The organism is Methylobacterium sp. UNC378MF (assembly GCF_900103195.1).
Lineage (GTDB): Bacteria > Pseudomonadota > Alphaproteobacteria > Rhizobiales > Beijerinckiaceae > Methylobacterium.
Map to the genome: position 1 here is coordinate 164460 of NZ_FMWU01000001.1, position 12977 is coordinate 177436.

Here is a 12977-nt window from a genome sequence, read left to right on the forward strand (position 1 = left end):
GCGTTCCGCCTCCTCAGGGCACGATCTCGACCAGGGGCACCTTCGGGATCTCCCCGGCCGTGAAGGCGGCGAGGTCGATGGTCAGCGCGTCGGTGTCGAAGCGGACCGGCACGTCGAAGGCGAAGCCCGCCGTCACGGCCGCGCCGGGTGGCGGGGCTTGGCCGGGCGCGAAGGTGACGAGGCCGGTGGTAGGGTCGCAGGCGAAGGCGCCCGGCTCGATCTCCCGGCCCGAGACCGCGACCCGGACGCTGCCCGCCACCGGCTTGGCGATCCGGCGGCGGTAGGGCGCGAAGCCGGCGCCGTAGGTCTTCATCAGCGGGAAGGCGGCCGCGGTGCCGTCGCCGGTGCCGAGGGGCTGGTCGAGGGGCCCGATCGGCCGGCCGGGCGGCCCGGAGCGGCCGTCGACCCGGTCGCGGAACCGGAAGCCGTAGAGCCGCCCGCGCCGCTCCTCGAAGAAGGCCAGCACCGCGTGCAGGGCGTCGAGGCCGCGCATCCCGAACCCAGCGTCGTAGCGGCGGCGGGAATCGGCCCAGCGGCCGTTCCGGTGCTCCCGGCCCGAGGCCAGGGTCACGATCTCGGTGAGCCGCTGCGGACCGCCGCCGGCACGCAGGGACACGTCGAGGGGGAACAGCACCTCGTGAAAGTCGTCGGCCATGGCACACTCGGCGGTTGGATCGAGGCGGCGGACAGGCTCACGTCGCCCGCTGGCCGCGCGCCACCGCCCGGGCGAGGCTCGCGGTCACCTGTGCCTCGGAGCGGCGGAAAGCCCCCGGATCCGGGGTCGCGATGTTGACGGTCACGGAGACCGGCCGGGCCGAGGCGCCGCCCGCGGCGACGCCGAGGCGGCCGTCCGGCCCGCGGCCGAGGGGCAGGATCGCCTCCGGCCCGGCCTCGCCCATGAGGCCGGTGCCGCCCGCCATGGGAAAGTAGGTCGGCGCGGCCACGACTCCGCCGGCGGCGAAGGGCTGGACGCGGCCGCCCCGGAACACGCCGCCCCGGGCGAAGCCGGTCTCCGAGCCCGAGCCCAGCATCGCGCCGATGAGGCCCGCGACCCCCGACTGGATCGGCCCGGCCGCCGCCCGCGTCGCCACGCCGGCGAGGCGCGCCCCGATCGTGCCGAGCACGCCGTCGAGGCTACGTCCGGACGCGGCCCCGCGGGTCAGCGCGGTGTCGAGGCTGCGGCCGAAACTCTGCGCCAGCCGGTCCATGGTCTCGAGCTGGCGGATCCGGTCGTCGGCCTGCGGGTCGGTCTCGCTCTCGGCCATGGCGGTGCCTCATGTCGGATCGGGATAGGCGGCCAGCAGCCGCGCGAGGGCGGCGCGGGTCAGGGGCTCCGGCCCGGCGCGCCGGCCCAGCGCGGCGGCGAATTCGCGCGGCGTCGCCGACCAGAAGTCGCGGGGCCGCCAGCCCAGCACGCCGAGGCCGAGCGCGAGGGCGTCGTCCCATGGGAAGGTACCCGGAGCCGGATGCGGGGACGGAGCCTCCGCGTCCGGCTCTAGGGAGGGTTTGCCGGGCCCGGCGCCTCCCCGAAGGCCACCGCCAGGACGTCGCCCAGGGCGGTCGAGACGGCGTCGAGCCCGCCCGCGAGCGGCAGCCGCGCCACGGCCGCGTCGTCGAGGTCGTGGCCCCCGCCCCGCAGGGCGACGCCGAGTAGGGCGATCAGGTCGCGGGCCGAGACGCGCCCGCCCGCGAAACGTGCGGCCAGGCCCGCGAGATCGCCGGCCTGGAGCGCCGCCTCCAGCTCGGCGAGCGCGCCGAGGGTGAGGCAGAGGGTGTAGCGCTGCCCGCCGAGGGCGAGCAGCACCTCGCCGCGGATGCGGTTGGCCATGGGGCTCAGGCCGCCGTGAAGGCGAGCGCGCCGCCGGATTCGAGGCTCATGTCGAAGGTCACCTCGCCGGCATGGTCGCCCCGGTATTCGAGGCTCGCGATCTGGAACGGCCCTTCCAGGATCCCGAAGGCCGGGATCACGATCTGGAACGCCTCGACGGCGCCCTCGAAGAACAGCAGCCGCAGGCGCGCGTCCGAACCCTGGTCGCGGAACACGCCGGAGCCGGCGATCGCGGCCCGGCGCAACCCGGCCCCGGCGAGCAGTTCGCGCCAGCGCCCGGCGGAATCGGCGTTGGTGACGTCGACGGTCTCGGCGTTGAGGGTGATCTGGCGGCTGCGCAGGCCCGCCACCGCCACGAAGCTGCCCGCGCCGTCGCCGGCCCGGATCAGCAGGTCCTTCCCCTTCTGCGCGCCCATCGGCACCCTCCTCAGAGATTCTCGGTGACGGCCTCGACCGTCAGACTCGCCCGGGCCTCGCCGGTCCGGACGTCGCGGTGGGCGCGGACGGCCCGCACCCGCAGGGTGACGAGCCGGCAGCCGGCAAGAGGCAGGACGAGGGGCGTCGGGGCGTCGGCGAGCAGCGCCGCCATCCGCGCCGCGGCGTCGAGGGCGGTGCGCACCGAGCCGGCCTGAGCGATCACCACGATTCCGTGGCTGTGCCGGTGACGCTCGGCGCCGTCGACGGATTCGTCCGTGATCTCGGCATCGCCGAACAGCGCGTAGACCGGGAGCGAGGCCCGGGGCGGCTCGTCGTAGAGCCGGACGCGCCCGCCCAGCAGGGAGGCCAGGGCGGCGTCGGCGGCGAAGCGGGCGATCAGGCCGGCGCGCAGCGCCAGGAGCGGGCTCGGGTCGCTCATGACCGGCCCTCCCGGGGCAATTCCTCGACGTGGCAGATCAGGTCGCGGCCCCGGCCATCCGGCTCGGTGACGGCGCGGATCGCGAAGCGGCGTGGCCCGGCGGCGAGGCGCATGGTCGGGTCGAGGTCGGCCCGGCTCCGCAGGGTGATGCGGTAGGCCGGCAGCGTGTCGGTGCGGCCGCCGGCCGGTCGGTCGACCAGGCCCGCCGGGGCGATGGCGCCCCACAGGACCGGGCCGGCCACGTAGCGGCGCAGCACGCCCCCGAACCCGTCCGGCTCCTCCAGGGGCCGTTCGAGCACGAAGCGGCGGCGGCGTGCGCCGAGGGAAGCGTGGCTCGACGAGAACGCCATCGGAACGGCTCCGGGAACGGGCATCACAGCCGCAGCCGCCGGAACGGCGCGGCGAGGCCGGCGGCGTCGGTGCGCGCGGCGTCGGGCTCGTCGCCGCGACGCTCGTAGCGGGCGGCGGCGAGACGCAGGATCGCGAGGCGCAGGGGCTCGGGAAGCGGCGGCCCGTCGCCGCCGTAGCCCGCGGCGACCTCGATCAGGATCGTGCGGCCGGCGGGATCCGGCGCCGCGGGGTCGACCAGCAGGGACGGTGCCTCGCCCGGATCGGGGCCGAGGCGCACCAGTCCTGCGGCGAGGTCGGTGACGCCCCCCGGAGGCTCGGCGAAGCCGGCGCGAAGGAGCCCGACCAGCGGGCTCAGCGGCAGCGGCACCTGCCCGTCGGGCGGCCAGGCGGAGAGGGCGATCCGGTAGCGGCCCGGGATCAGGGTCCGGCGGGTCTCGATCTCCAGGCTCGTGCGGGCCGCACGGATCAGCGCCTGGAGCAGCCCGTCCTCGTCGGCGCCCGCGTCGGAGTCGAAGCGCAGGTAGGCGCGCAGCTCGGCCACGCTCACCGGCTCGACGGCGGCGGCCTCGATGCGTAACGGGATCATCGCGCGTCTCTCTGCAGGTGGTCCGATGCCGATCTCGAAGCGCCGAACGGCGCGCTGCGCCGCGCTGGCGGCGGCCCTCTCGCTCGCCGCCGTTCCGGCGCGGGCGATCGTCGGCGGCACCGAGGCGCCGGCCGGCGGGGCCGTGATGGTCCTGTCGTCGAAGGGCGGCGTCTGCACCGGCGTGGTGCTCGCCCCCGACACGGTGCTCACCGCCGGCCATTGCCTGGCCGACGCGCGGGAGCACCGCGTCCATTTCCGCGACGCCGCCGGCGCGCCGGTGCTGGTCGACGTCGCCGCCCAGGCGCTCCATCCGGGCTTCGATGCCGGCGCGGCCGCGGCCCGGCGGCGCTCCATCGATCTCGCGCTGCTGCGCACCGCGACGCCGCTGCCGGCGCGCTTCGCGCCCGTGACCCTGAGCGCCGCCCCGGCACGGGCGGGCGAGACCCTGACCCTGTCGGGCTACGGCGCGGCCAAGCCCGGCGACCCGCGCTCCACCGGCACCTATCGCAGCCTCGGCCTGCCGGTGATCGAGCCTTACGGGCCGAGCCGCATCCTGGTCTGGCTGAAGGGCGCGGGCGGCGGCGCCTGCCAGGGGGATTCCGGCGGCCCGATCGCAGGACCGGACGGGGCCGTGCTGGCCCTCTCGGCCTGGATCGGCGGTGCCTGCGGCGGGCTCACCCAGGGCGTCCTGGTCGGCCCGCAGCGGGGCTGGATCGACCGCGTGCTCGGCGGCTGGGGCCGGTCCGCGCGCTGGTCGGAGTAGCGCCGGCAGGGAACCTCAGCTTGGCCGGGCACTTGCCTTGCTCTAGGCTCAACCCGCGCCGCCTCCGCATCCGGCGCCCCACATCCGCGCAGGCCGCGCGCCCGGAGTTCCCGATGTCCCCTCGCCCGTTCCGAAAGGCCGGTTTTCGCGAGCGCAGCCTGCGCGGCGGACTGGGGGCCGGATTGCTGGGCGCGGCGTTGCTCGGCGCCGTGTCGGGCCTGCTCCCCGCGCCCGCGGCGGCGGTCATCAACGGCACGACGACGCGCGACCCGAACGGCGCGCGCAGCTTCGTGGTGCGGATCGAGAGCACCGAGGGCGAGATCTGCTCGGGGACGCTGATCGCCCCGGATCTCGTGCTCAGCGCGGCCCATTGCGTGATGCGGCCTGCCGGCTACACGGTGATCAGCGTCGATCGCGGCTTCCGCCAGCAGCGGACCTCGGTGATCGCCGCCACCATGCACCCGGATTTCGTGCCCGGGACGACCCCCGAGGACCAGCCCGGCGTCGATCTGGCGCTGCTCAAGCTCGAACGGCCCCTGGGCAACGACTACGTGCCCCTCGATCCACGGGGCGCCGCCTCGATCAGCGACGGCCAACCCGTCGACATCGCGGGCTTCGGTGTGGTGGCCGAGAACAGGCGGAACTCGGCGCGGATCCTGCGGCTCGCCCACCTCGTGTCGATCGGCTCGCTGCAGGTGGCCAACCGGGTCACCGTCGTGACCGACCGGCGGCGGATGGCCGAGACCTCGGGGGCCGGAGCCTGTCTCGGCGATTCCGGCGGTCCGATCCTGACCGGCGGCCCGGGCGGTTACCGGATCGTCGGCGTGGTGAGCTGGTCGAGCGGCGCCCTGCAACAGGGCGCGCGCCGGACCGCCTGCGGCGGCTTCACCGCCGTGACGCCGGTGGCCGAGCATGCCGGCTGGATCGCCGCGCGCTCGGCGGAGCTGTCGCGGATCCAGGTCGGCGAGGCCCTGCCCCGCGGCGGCCGGTCCGATTGGATGGCCCGCCCGGGCCGCCGCTAGGGGCCGTCCCAGCCAGAACCTGTCGGCATCCCTGGATCCTGCGCGCCGACGGGAACCCGGGGCCGCATCGACACTTTCGAATCCGAACCTTTCCGCCGCACGGAGCGAGAGCATGGCCGACACTGGCACCAGCAACACCCCCCGGACCCACAAGACCCGGAACAACACCGATTCGAACGCCAAGAAGGTCTCGATCGAAGCCCTCAACGCGCGGCTCGCCGACGGCATCGACCTCGCGCTCGCGATCAAGCAGGCCCACTGGAACCTCAAGGGCCCGCAATTCATCGGCGTCCACGAGATGCTCGACGGGTTCCGCACCCAGCTCGACGAGCTGAACGACAGCGTCGCCGAGCGGGCCGTCCAGCTCGGCGCCACGGCCTTCGGTTCGACCCAGGCGGTCGCCGAGCGCACCAAGCTTCCGGCCTACCCGACCGGCATCTACGCGATCGCCGACCATATCGCCGCGCTGATCGACAGCTACGCCGCCTACGCCAACGCCGTGCGTCAGAACATCGACGAGACCGACGAGGCGGGCGATCCCGACACGGCCGACCTGTTCACCGAGATCTCGCGGGCGGTCGACAAGCACCTCTGGTTCCTCGAGGCCCACGTGCAGGAGCCGACCGGGACCCTGCGCGACGGCAATTCCGGCCGCTGACGGCCGCGGCGCCCCGCCCGTTGGCGGGGCGTCACCCGAGGAACGGAGAGGCCCGGCCGCGAGGCCGGGCCGGCCTCTCCCTGTGCGCGGGCTGCGGCCGCCCCTCCTGACTCGCCAGCCCGCGGAAGTGTCCGGGGCCGCTCAGGAGAATTTCAGCAGCTTGATCGCGTCGAAATCCTGCACCCCGCCGCCGACGCGCTTGGTGGTGTAGAACAGCACGTAGGGCTTGGCCGAGTACGGGTCCCGCAGAACGCGCATGCCGGTGCGGTCGACCACCAGATAGCCCCGCCGGAAATCGCCGAAGGCCACCGACAGGCTGTCCTTGGCGAGATCCGGCATCGCCTCGGCCTCGGTGACCGGGAAGCCGACCAGCGTCGCGGCGCGGCCGGCGGCGAGCGGCGGCTGCCAGAGATAGTTGCCCTCCGAATCCTTGAACTTGCGGATCGCGCTCTGGGTGCGCCGGTTCATGACGAAGCCGGCATTCTGCCGGTAGGCCGCCCGCAACCCGTAGATCAGGTCGAACAGAACGTCACCCGGGCTGGCGGAGGGGAAGGCCCCGGCCGCCCCGGTGGCGATCGTGCCGAGCTTGCCTGGCACCCAGGCGGCATTGGCGACCGTGTCGTAGCTCAGGAAGCCCCGCGGGCGGCTGGCGCCGTTGCCGGACACGAAGGCGACGCCTTCCTGCTCGGAAAAGGCGGTCTCCACCTCGGCCGAGAGCCACACGTCGAGATCCACCACGGAATCGTCGAGGAGGGTCTGGGTGGCGGCCGGCATGGCGTAGAGTTCCATGGCGGGGAACGTGATCTCCGACAGGGCCGGCGCGGCGGTCTCGGGCCGCGGCGCGGTCTCGGCGGCCCAGCCGGTGACCGGCGCGCCCACCGAGACCGCGCGCTTGTACTGGGAGCCCGAAATCTGCTGCACGCTGGCGATCGCGCGGATCGGCGAGACCTGGCCGAGGCGCGTCAGAACGGTCCGCTCGATCGTGTCGGGGACGAGATAGCCGCCGTCCGGCCCGGACCCAGCCGACAGCGCCTTGGCCTCCAGCCGCTTGAGGCCGGCGCTCTCGCCGGCCCGGACATAGAGGTCGAAGGCAGCCTTGTGCTCGTGCGCGGCCCCCGTCTCCCGGGCGTCCGGCTGCCCGAGGGGCGGCCGGGCGCGATCGAGGGCGATCCGGTCGAGGCGGGTGCGGGCGGCGTCGAGGGCCGCGTCGATCCGGGCGAGCTTCTCCTCAGTGACCACGTCGACGCCGAGGCGGCCCTCGATCTGGTCGATCCGGGCGTCGTTCGTCTCCTTGAACGCCGCGAAGGCGGCGGCGAGTTCGTCGAGGGCCGAGCGGACAGGGGCGTCGTCGGGCCGGGCGGCCTTGTTCTCCAGCGCGGGCAGGCCGCGGGTGGTCGTGCAGGCGGGATCGGCAAACGGGGTCTGGGCGTGCATCGGGGCCTCGTCGACGGGGTGGAAGTCAGGGCCGCGCGGCCGGCTGGGGCCGGACGGCGGATGTCGCGGGACGGAGCGGAGCGATCAGACCGGCGAGGCCGCGGATCGCGTCGGCCTCGGGATCCGGCGCGGGGCTCGGGCTCGCCCTGGCCCCCGGCTGCAGCGGGAAGGTCACCAGCGAGATCTCCCAGAGGTCGACCTGGTGGAGCCGGCGGTCGCCGCCGGCGCCCTTCCGGGCCAGCAGCGTGCGGAAGCCGATCGACAGCCCGTCGAGGCCGCCGCCGCGCAGCAGCGCGTCCACCTCCCGGGCGCGCTGCACCGCGAGGTTGAGCTGTCCGTGCGCGAACAGGCCGCGTGCATCCTCCCGGAGGGACAGCCAGCGGCCGATCGGCTCGGCCGGATCGTGCTGGAACAGGAGCCGCACGCCCGCGGCGCCGCGCCGGGCAAGGCTCGACGCGAAGGCGCCGGGCACCACCACGTCGCGGCCGAGATCGGGCACGCCGAAGACGCTGGCATAGCCGGTGAAATGGCCGTCCATGGCGGGATCCTCGAATGCGGAACGGGTCGTGCGGGACGGACCGGCGGCTTTCCCGCCGCGGACGAGAAGGCCGCTGGCGGGCATCGTCATCCCGACCCGCCGCGGCGGCAGGCCTTGCAGCGACGGTGCGTTGGGTTGCCCGCCTCCGGCGCGCCCCTTCGGGTTCGGGCTCGCTCGCGGCGTCCGGAATGACGATGCGGATCCATGGGAGGCCGGCGTCGAGGCAGCGAGGTCTCTCCCGCGAGGCGCAGACGGGCTGGGAGGATGCGCCCGGTCAGGCATCCGGCGCTCGCGGCATCGCGGGCGGGTAGCCCACGGCCTCCCGCTTCTCGGCTACCGACAGGAAGTCGGCGGCCTGCACCCGGCGCCAGAGGGATTCCCGCTCGACGGCCAGCGCCTCGACCCGGTCGAGGTCCGGCTCCAGGTCGACCGCGCCGAAGGCGGGTTCCAGCCAGCCGGCCAGCGCCTGCGCGGTGCGGGCGGCGAGCGGGATCAGGGTCTGGCGGTAGAGGGCGCGGTTCGCCTCGGCGTAGTTGGCGTGGGTGTTGTCGCCGGGCAGGCCCAGCAGCAGCGGCGGCACGCCGAAGGCCAGCGCGATCTCCCGGGCGGCCGCGTTCTTGGCATCGACGAAATCCATGTCCCGCGGCGAGAGCGCCAGCGGCTTCCAGTCGAGCCCGCCCTCCAGCAGCAGCGGCCGGCCGGCATTGGCGGCGCCCTGGTAGTTCGCCTCCAGCTCAGCCTTCAGCCGGTCGAATTGCGGTTCGGAGAGCGACGCCCCGGCGAAGACCAGGGCCCCGGACGGCCGCGCGGCATTGTCGAGCAGCGCCTTGTTCCAGGCACTCGCGGCGTTGTGAATGTCGAGGGCCGCGGCCGCCGCCGTGATCGGGGCGAGACCGCCGGCCTCGTCCTCCGGGTGGAACAGCGCCAGCGCCAGGATCGGCGCCACGGCGGCTCCGGGCTCGGGTAGATCGAACCGGCGGCTGCGGCCGCCCGCCGTGTACAGGTAGGCGGCCGGCCAGCCGTCCGGGCCCGGCAGCATCCGGATGCGGCCGGGCCGGAGGGTCTGGAGCGCCGCGAGCCGTCCGTCGAGGCTCACCGCCTCCAGATAGGCCGTGCCGGTGAGCAGGAGGTCGGCATAGACGGTCTCCAGGAGATGCGTGCCGCTCTCCCGGGGGTTCGGCCGCGCCAGCAGGGCCAGCAGGTCCCCCGCCCGCTCGGCCCCCGGGCCGGTGGCGATGAGCGGCAGGCGCGCGGCGCTCTCGGCGACGAGCCGCACTGCGCGGTGGACCACCGGGTTGGCCTGATAACCGGCCCGGGCGAGCGCCGCCGGGTCGCGGGGCGTCCAGCTCGCCCGGCCCTCGGCATAGAGGGCGAAGGCCGGGGCGGCGGCCTTGGTGGCGAGCACCGGGCCGCGGGTGGCGCGGCGCGCGACCCGCGCCAGTCGTTCGAGGAGGGTCGACATGCCGGTCCGTTCCTGAGCTATGGTCACGCGATGCAGCCCCGGTTTCCCAGACGGCCCCCGACGTGGTTCCGGGCGCGCTCCCGCGCAGCCCGTCTCGGCGGCCTCGTCGCGGCGTTCCTCGCCGCTTCGGCCTGGGCAGGCGATGCGCCCGCACCCGGACCCGTCTGGCCGGAACCCGACGGAACCCTGATCCTGGCGCGCCCCTTCGGACGGTCGGAGATCAGCCTGCGCCTGTCCCGGCGGGTCGCCGGGGCGGTGGACACCCTGACCTGGGACGGCGTCACCTTCCTGGCCGACACGGAACCGGGCGACGCCCTGCAGGCGCGGGCGGAGGTCGGCACCGGGACCGGTTGCCGCCGGGCGAGCGAAGCCGGCACCCCGCAGGACGCCACCGGCGAGCCCGCCGCCCGCCGGCTCCGCACCTTACGGGCCGGACGGAGCTGGGCGGAGACCGAGACCCGCATGGCCTGGGATGGGCCGTCCGATCCGGCCGATGAGCCCCCCTCCGATTGCCCGACACGCGCGGCGGCCACCGCGGTCCCGGCGGTGATCCTGCACAAGCGGATCGCCCTCGGCCTGCCGGGCCTCGGCAACGCCGTGGAGGTGCAGACCCGCTTCGACCTGGCCGAGCCTGCGGCGGCGCTCCGGCTCGAACCCCTGGCCGCCGCCGTGCCGGCGGAATTCTCGACGGCCTGGCGCTTCGACCCGGCGAGTGGCGGGATCGCGCCCCTCGATCCCGGACCGGGCGCGCGGCCGGATCCCGTCATTCTGGCGACGCCCGAAGGCTCGCACGCCCTGGCGGTCTGGGCCCCGGGCCCGCCCGAACAGGAACCCGATGGGCCGCGGCCCGGCTTCGCGGTCGAGGCCGAGGCCGGTGCGAACCGCCTGAGCTGCCGCTTCCGGGTGGCGAACGCCGCCGCCGGATCGCATGATTTCGCCTGCTACGCCCTGGTCGGCGCCCTCGCCGACGTGCGGGCCGCCCTGCGGAGCCTGACCGCGCCGCCGTGACCGCCTGTTCTCGATTGTCGGGACCGACGAAGGTTCCGATGGACGGGGCGCAGGCGCCCGAACGCGTCATCGCGCTGATCCCGGTCGTTCCCGTCCTTAGCTGCCTGATTTCGTCCGCCATGCGGTCCCGCCGACCGGGCGCCCGGTTGCCGAGGATCGGTCCCGCGAGCCTGCGCAGCCGGTTCCCCGTCATTCCGGGACTGCGCAGCAAACCCCGGGACCCGGACACGCCGACGCGTCAGAATCGGCACGGGCAGCGGTTCCGGGTTGCCCGCCTCCGGCGTGTGCTCCCGGTCCGGGCTCGCCTGCGGCGCGCCCGATATGGGCCCCGATCCGCCCGTCGGAGCCGTGCAATACGTAGAAGTGCGGTGGCGATTCCCATGACAGGACGGCACGCCGTGTCCGGATCGCTACAGATTTGGCGCACGACATTGTGTATACAGGATTCAGTTCGTTCCAGAGACCACGAACCGACTCCGGCGCGCTTCTTGCAGAAGCGCGCCGTATTGTTTTAGCCCCCTGATCACAGCCGCCGGATCCGCGGCGCCGCCCGGGTTTCCAGCATCAGGTGCGTGAGCGCCCAGACCAGGGCGTCGAGCCGGTCGGGCGAGGCCCCGCCGGACAGGCCGTCCGGCCCGAAATCGCACAGCTCGTCTTCCAGCGCCGGGAACGCCCCGACATGGTGGACCAGCCCGCGGGCGTAGAGCAGCGAGACCGGCTCAGCGCGCAGATACTTGCCCCGCGTGGCGTGGACCCGGGTCACCGGAACGGCGGGATCGCACTGGCCCAGCACGGCGGCGGCCATCTCGCCGCCCTGGTTGACCTCGACCACGAGGGTATCGGCCTGGAGCCGGTGGTAGAGCGCCAGCGCCGTGCCGGCCCAGGCCTGCGGGGTGGCGCGGGCGAGGCTCGCATCGGCGAGCACGTAGGCGTGGCCGCCCGCACGCCCGGCCGCCACGATCCCGCAGGCATCCGAGCGCGCGCCCGAGGCGGCCGGGGGATCCACCGCCACGACGATCCGGCCGAGATCGGGCGCGCCCGCGACCCGGCCCGCCTCCAGGGCGGCGCGGGTCCACAGGGCGTCGTCCCGGTCGGCGATCAGTTCGCCGTCGAGTTCCTGGCGTCCGAGCCGGGTGCCGGCGTAGCGCCCGACCACCTGCTCCAGGAAATCCGGCGCGAGATGCGCGGCGTTGTCGTGGGTCCGGGCGCGGCTGACCACCGTGCGCGGATCGGCGAGCAGGCGCCGGATCAGCGGCACCGGCCGGGGCGTCGTCGTCACGAGGTTGCGCGGCCGGGCGCCGAGGCGCAGGCCGAATTGCAGCATGTCGAAGGTGGCGTCCGGGCGGCGCCACTTGGCGGCCTCGTCGCACCACGCGGCGCCGAATTGCGGGCCGCGCAGCGCGTCGGGCTCCTCCGCCGAGAAGGCGAGCGCGACGGCGCCGTTGCTCCACTCGACCCGGCGGCGGCTCGGCGACCAGATGGGCCGGGCCCGCCCCCGCGCCGGCAGGCCGAGCAGACCCGAGGGCCCCTCGACCATCACGTCGCGCACGTCGAGATGCGTCTCGCCCACCAGGGCGATCCGACCGACCGGTGCAGCCGTGAAGGCGGGATCGCCCCGGGCGAGGGCATCGACCCATTCGGCTCCGGTTCGGGTCTTGCCGCTGCCGCGGCCGCCGATCACCGCCCAGGTGGTCCAGGGCTCCGGATCGGGCGGCGGCAGCTGGTCGGGCCGCGCTTGGTGCAGCCAGTCGCCCGCCAGCGCCACGAGGAGGTCCGACGGCAGGGTCTCGAGGAAGTCAGGCAGCTGGCCGGCGGTCGACAAAGCCAGCATAGCGGCGCGCGATCTCCGCGCGCAGGGCGGGCAGGTCGGATTCGCTGCCATCGCCGCCCGCCCCCGCGGCGCTCCGCGCGCCGTCCGCGTCGATCGTGTCGAGGAGCCGCTTCAGGCCGCCGAGATCGCGCAGGACCCGGGCGGAGTCGCGCGCTGCCGGCTCCCCCGCGCTCAGCGCGGCGTCGAAGGCGGCGATCTGCCGGATGATGTGGGCGCGCAGATGCGTCCGCAGGGTCGTCGGGTCGGTCGCCGCCCCGCGATCCGGCCGCACCAACGCCGTCGGCGGGAGCCGCAGGGCGGTCCCGAAGGCCGCGACCATCATCTCCGGCGTGAGCCGCCCGAGACCCAGAATCGCGGTGACGTCGCCGGGATCGTTCCCGGGCGCGCAGAGCAGCCGGACCAGCGCCGCACGGCGCTCCGCGGGCCAGAGCTTCGTCGCGAGCCACCGCCGCCGCGGCGGCCGGATCCAGCCGGCCCGGACGTTCCAGGACAGGATCGTGCGCGGGTTGATGTCCAGGCGGGCCCCGATCACGTCGACCGGGAAGTCGGTCTCGGCGAGTAGCCGGAGCGCCTCCGCCCGCCGCTCGGCCGGGTGGGCCCTGCCTCGTGGCATCGCCGCTCTCCGCACACGTCTCGACCG

General features: G+C 75.0%; 16 protein-coding genes and 1 pseudogene. 4 read left to right on the top strand and 13 right to left on the bottom strand.

Annotated elements, in window-relative coordinates:
- Positions 1–13: 13 nt before the first annotated feature.
- The 8 genes and pseudogenes from BLT59_RS00820 to BLT59_RS00855 all read right to left on the bottom strand — a co-directional run bounded on the left by BLT59_RS00820 (position 14) and on the right by BLT59_RS00855 (position 3621).
- Entirely contained in the window at positions 14–655 is a 642-nt protein-coding gene (locus BLT59_RS00820; protein WP_091775156.1) for a DUF2460 domain-containing protein, read from the bottom strand.
- A 37-nt stretch (positions 656–692) separates the two neighbouring features.
- Positions 693–1265: a phage tail tape measure protein gene (locus tag BLT59_RS00825; RefSeq protein ID WP_091775158.1), complete on the bottom strand. Its 573-nt coding sequence runs from the start codon at positions 1263–1265 to the stop codon at positions 693–695.
- Between the two features lie 9 nt (positions 1266–1274).
- Positions 1275–1439, bottom strand: a pseudogene (locus BLT59_RS00830) (phage tail assembly chaperone); the annotation flags it as partial.
- A gap of 56 nt (positions 1440–1495) precedes the next feature.
- Positions 1496–1828: a gene transfer agent family protein gene (locus BLT59_RS00835; RefSeq protein WP_091775164.1), complete on the bottom strand. Its 333-nt coding sequence runs from the start codon at positions 1826–1828 to the stop codon at positions 1496–1498.
- A 5-nt stretch (positions 1829–1833) separates the two neighbouring features.
- Entirely contained in the window at positions 1834–2244 is a 411-nt protein-coding gene (locus tag BLT59_RS00840; protein WP_091775167.1) for a phage major tail protein, TP901-1 family, read from the bottom strand.
- 11 nt (positions 2245–2255) lie between these two features.
- Positions 2256–2684 (bottom strand): tail completion protein gp17, encoded by a 429-nt coding sequence (locus BLT59_RS00845; protein ID WP_091775170.1) that lies wholly within the window; start codon positions 2682–2684, stop codon positions 2256–2258.
- The gene (locus BLT59_RS00850) at positions 2681–3034 is read right to left on the bottom strand and encodes a head-tail adaptor protein (protein ID WP_091775173.1); all 354 of its coding nucleotides are present in this window, start codon (positions 3032–3034) and stop codon (positions 2681–2683) included. Before BLT59_RS00850 ends, BLT59_RS00845 begins: the two co-directional genes overlap by 4 nt.
- Before the next feature lie 23 nt (positions 3035–3057).
- On the bottom strand, positions 3058–3621 hold the full coding sequence (locus BLT59_RS00855) for a head-tail connector protein (protein WP_091775176.1): 564 nt from the start codon (positions 3619–3621) through the stop codon (positions 3058–3060).
- A 25-nt stretch (positions 3622–3646) separates the two neighbouring features.
- On the opposite strand from BLT59_RS00855, the gene BLT59_RS00860 reads away from it, so the two are divergent.
- The 3 genes from BLT59_RS00860 (at position 3647) to dps (ending at position 6064) form a co-directional block, all read left to right on the top strand.
- Positions 3647–4384, top strand: coding sequence for a S1 family peptidase (locus BLT59_RS00860; protein WP_091775179.1), 738 nt, complete (start codon positions 3647–3649; stop codon positions 4382–4384).
- Between the two features lie 113 nt (positions 4385–4497).
- A complete protein-coding gene (locus BLT59_RS00865) occupies positions 4498–5406 on the top strand; it encodes a S1 family peptidase (protein WP_091775181.1) in 909 nt (302 codons plus the stop codon).
- 112 nt (positions 5407–5518) lie between these two features.
- Positions 5519–6064 (top strand): DNA starvation/stationary phase protection protein Dps, encoded by a 546-nt coding sequence (gene dps, locus BLT59_RS00870; RefSeq protein WP_091775184.1) that lies wholly within the window; start codon positions 5519–5521, stop codon positions 6062–6064.
- Positions 6065–6205: 141 nt separating this feature from the next.
- Here the strand turns inward: dps and BLT59_RS00875 are convergent, their stop codons facing one another.
- The 3 genes from BLT59_RS00875 to BLT59_RS00885 form a co-directional block, all read right to left on the bottom strand.
- Complete coding sequence (locus BLT59_RS00875) at positions 6206–7498, bottom strand: phage major capsid protein (protein WP_091775187.1); 1293 nt, start codon at positions 7496–7498, stop codon at positions 6206–6208.
- 25 nt (positions 7499–7523) lie between these two features.
- Positions 7524–8036 carry an HK97 family phage prohead protease gene (locus BLT59_RS00880; RefSeq protein WP_091775717.1) on the bottom strand — a complete coding sequence of 171 codons (513 nt, stop codon included), beginning with the start codon at positions 8034–8036 and terminating at the stop codon, positions 7524–7526.
- Between the two features lie 274 nt (positions 8037–8310).
- Entirely contained in the window at positions 8311–9498 is a 1188-nt protein-coding gene (locus tag BLT59_RS00885) for a phage portal protein (protein ID WP_091775190.1), read from the bottom strand.
- A gap of 30 nt (positions 9499–9528) precedes the next feature.
- Between BLT59_RS00885 and BLT59_RS00890 the strand changes: the two genes are divergently transcribed.
- Positions 9529–10506 (top strand): hypothetical protein, encoded by a 978-nt coding sequence (locus BLT59_RS00890; protein ID WP_091775193.1) that lies wholly within the window; start codon positions 9529–9531, stop codon positions 10504–10506.
- A 523-nt stretch (positions 10507–11029) separates the two neighbouring features.
- Here BLT59_RS00890 and BLT59_RS00895 read toward each other — a convergent pair.
- Together BLT59_RS00895 and BLT59_RS00900 are read right to left on the bottom strand one after the other, a co-directional pair.
- Complete coding sequence (locus BLT59_RS00895) at positions 11030–12337, bottom strand: DNA-packaging protein (RefSeq protein ID WP_175543889.1); 1308 nt, start codon at positions 12335–12337, stop codon at positions 11030–11032.
- Positions 12303–12950 (bottom strand): hypothetical protein, encoded by a 648-nt coding sequence (locus BLT59_RS00900; protein WP_091775196.1) that lies wholly within the window; start codon positions 12948–12950, stop codon positions 12303–12305. Before BLT59_RS00900 ends, BLT59_RS00895 begins: the two co-directional genes overlap by 35 nt.
- Positions 12951–12977: the final 27 nt, after the last annotated feature.

What these genes read in the sequence shown, in the direction of transcription:
- BLT59_RS00820 (WP_091775156.1), bottom strand. Translation starts at nt 655, where the DNA reads ATGGCCGACGACTTTCACGAGGTGCTGTTCCCCCTCGACGTGTCCCTG.
- BLT59_RS00825 (WP_091775158.1), bottom strand. Translation starts at nt 1,265, where the DNA reads ATGGCCGAGAGCGAGACCGACCCGCAGGCCGACGACCGGATCCGCCAG.
- BLT59_RS00835 (WP_091775164.1), bottom strand. Translation starts at nt 1,828, where the DNA reads ATGGCCAACCGCATCCGCGGCGAGGTGCTGCTCGCCCTCGGCGGGCAG.
- BLT59_RS00840 (WP_091775167.1), bottom strand. Translation starts at nt 2,244, where the DNA reads ATGGGCGCGCAGAAGGGGAAGGACCTGCTGATCCGGGCCGGCGACGGC.
- BLT59_RS00845 (WP_091775170.1), bottom strand. Translation starts at nt 2,684, where the DNA reads ATGAGCGACCCGAGCCCGCTCCTGGCGCTGCGCGCCGGCCTGATCGCC.
- BLT59_RS00850 (WP_091775173.1), bottom strand. Translation starts at nt 3,034, where the DNA reads ATGGCGTTCTCGTCGAGCCACGCTTCCCTCGGCGCACGCCGCCGCCGC.
- BLT59_RS00855 (WP_091775176.1), bottom strand. Translation starts at nt 3,621, where the DNA reads ATGATCCCGTTACGCATCGAGGCCGCCGCCGTCGAGCCGGTGAGCGTG.
- BLT59_RS00860 (WP_091775179.1), top strand. Translation starts at nt 3,647, where the DNA reads ATGCCGATCTCGAAGCGCCGAACGGCGCGCTGCGCCGCGCTGGCGGCG.
- BLT59_RS00865 (WP_091775181.1), top strand. Translation starts at nt 4,498, where the DNA reads ATGTCCCCTCGCCCGTTCCGAAAGGCCGGTTTTCGCGAGCGCAGCCTG.
- dps (WP_091775184.1), top strand. Translation starts at nt 5,519, where the DNA reads ATGGCCGACACTGGCACCAGCAACACCCCCCGGACCCACAAGACCCGG.
- BLT59_RS00875 (WP_091775187.1), bottom strand. Translation starts at nt 7,498, where the DNA reads ATGCACGCCCAGACCCCGTTTGCCGATCCCGCCTGCACGACCACCCGC.
- BLT59_RS00880 (WP_091775717.1), bottom strand. Translation starts at nt 8,036, where the DNA reads ATGGACGGCCATTTCACCGGCTATGCCAGCGTCTTCGGCGTGCCCGAT.
- BLT59_RS00885 (WP_091775190.1), bottom strand. Translation starts at nt 9,498, where the DNA reads ATGTCGACCCTCCTCGAACGACTGGCGCGGGTCGCGCGCCGCGCCACC.
- BLT59_RS00890 (WP_091775193.1), top strand. Translation starts at nt 9,529, where the DNA reads ATGCAGCCCCGGTTTCCCAGACGGCCCCCGACGTGGTTCCGGGCGCGC.
- BLT59_RS00895 (WP_175543889.1), bottom strand. Translation starts at nt 12,337, where the DNA reads ATGCTGGCTTTGTCGACCGCCGGCCAGCTGCCTGACTTCCTCGAGACC.
- BLT59_RS00900 (WP_091775196.1), bottom strand. Translation starts at nt 12,950, where the DNA reads ATGCCACGAGGCAGGGCCCACCCGGCCGAGCGGCGGGCGGAGGCGCTC.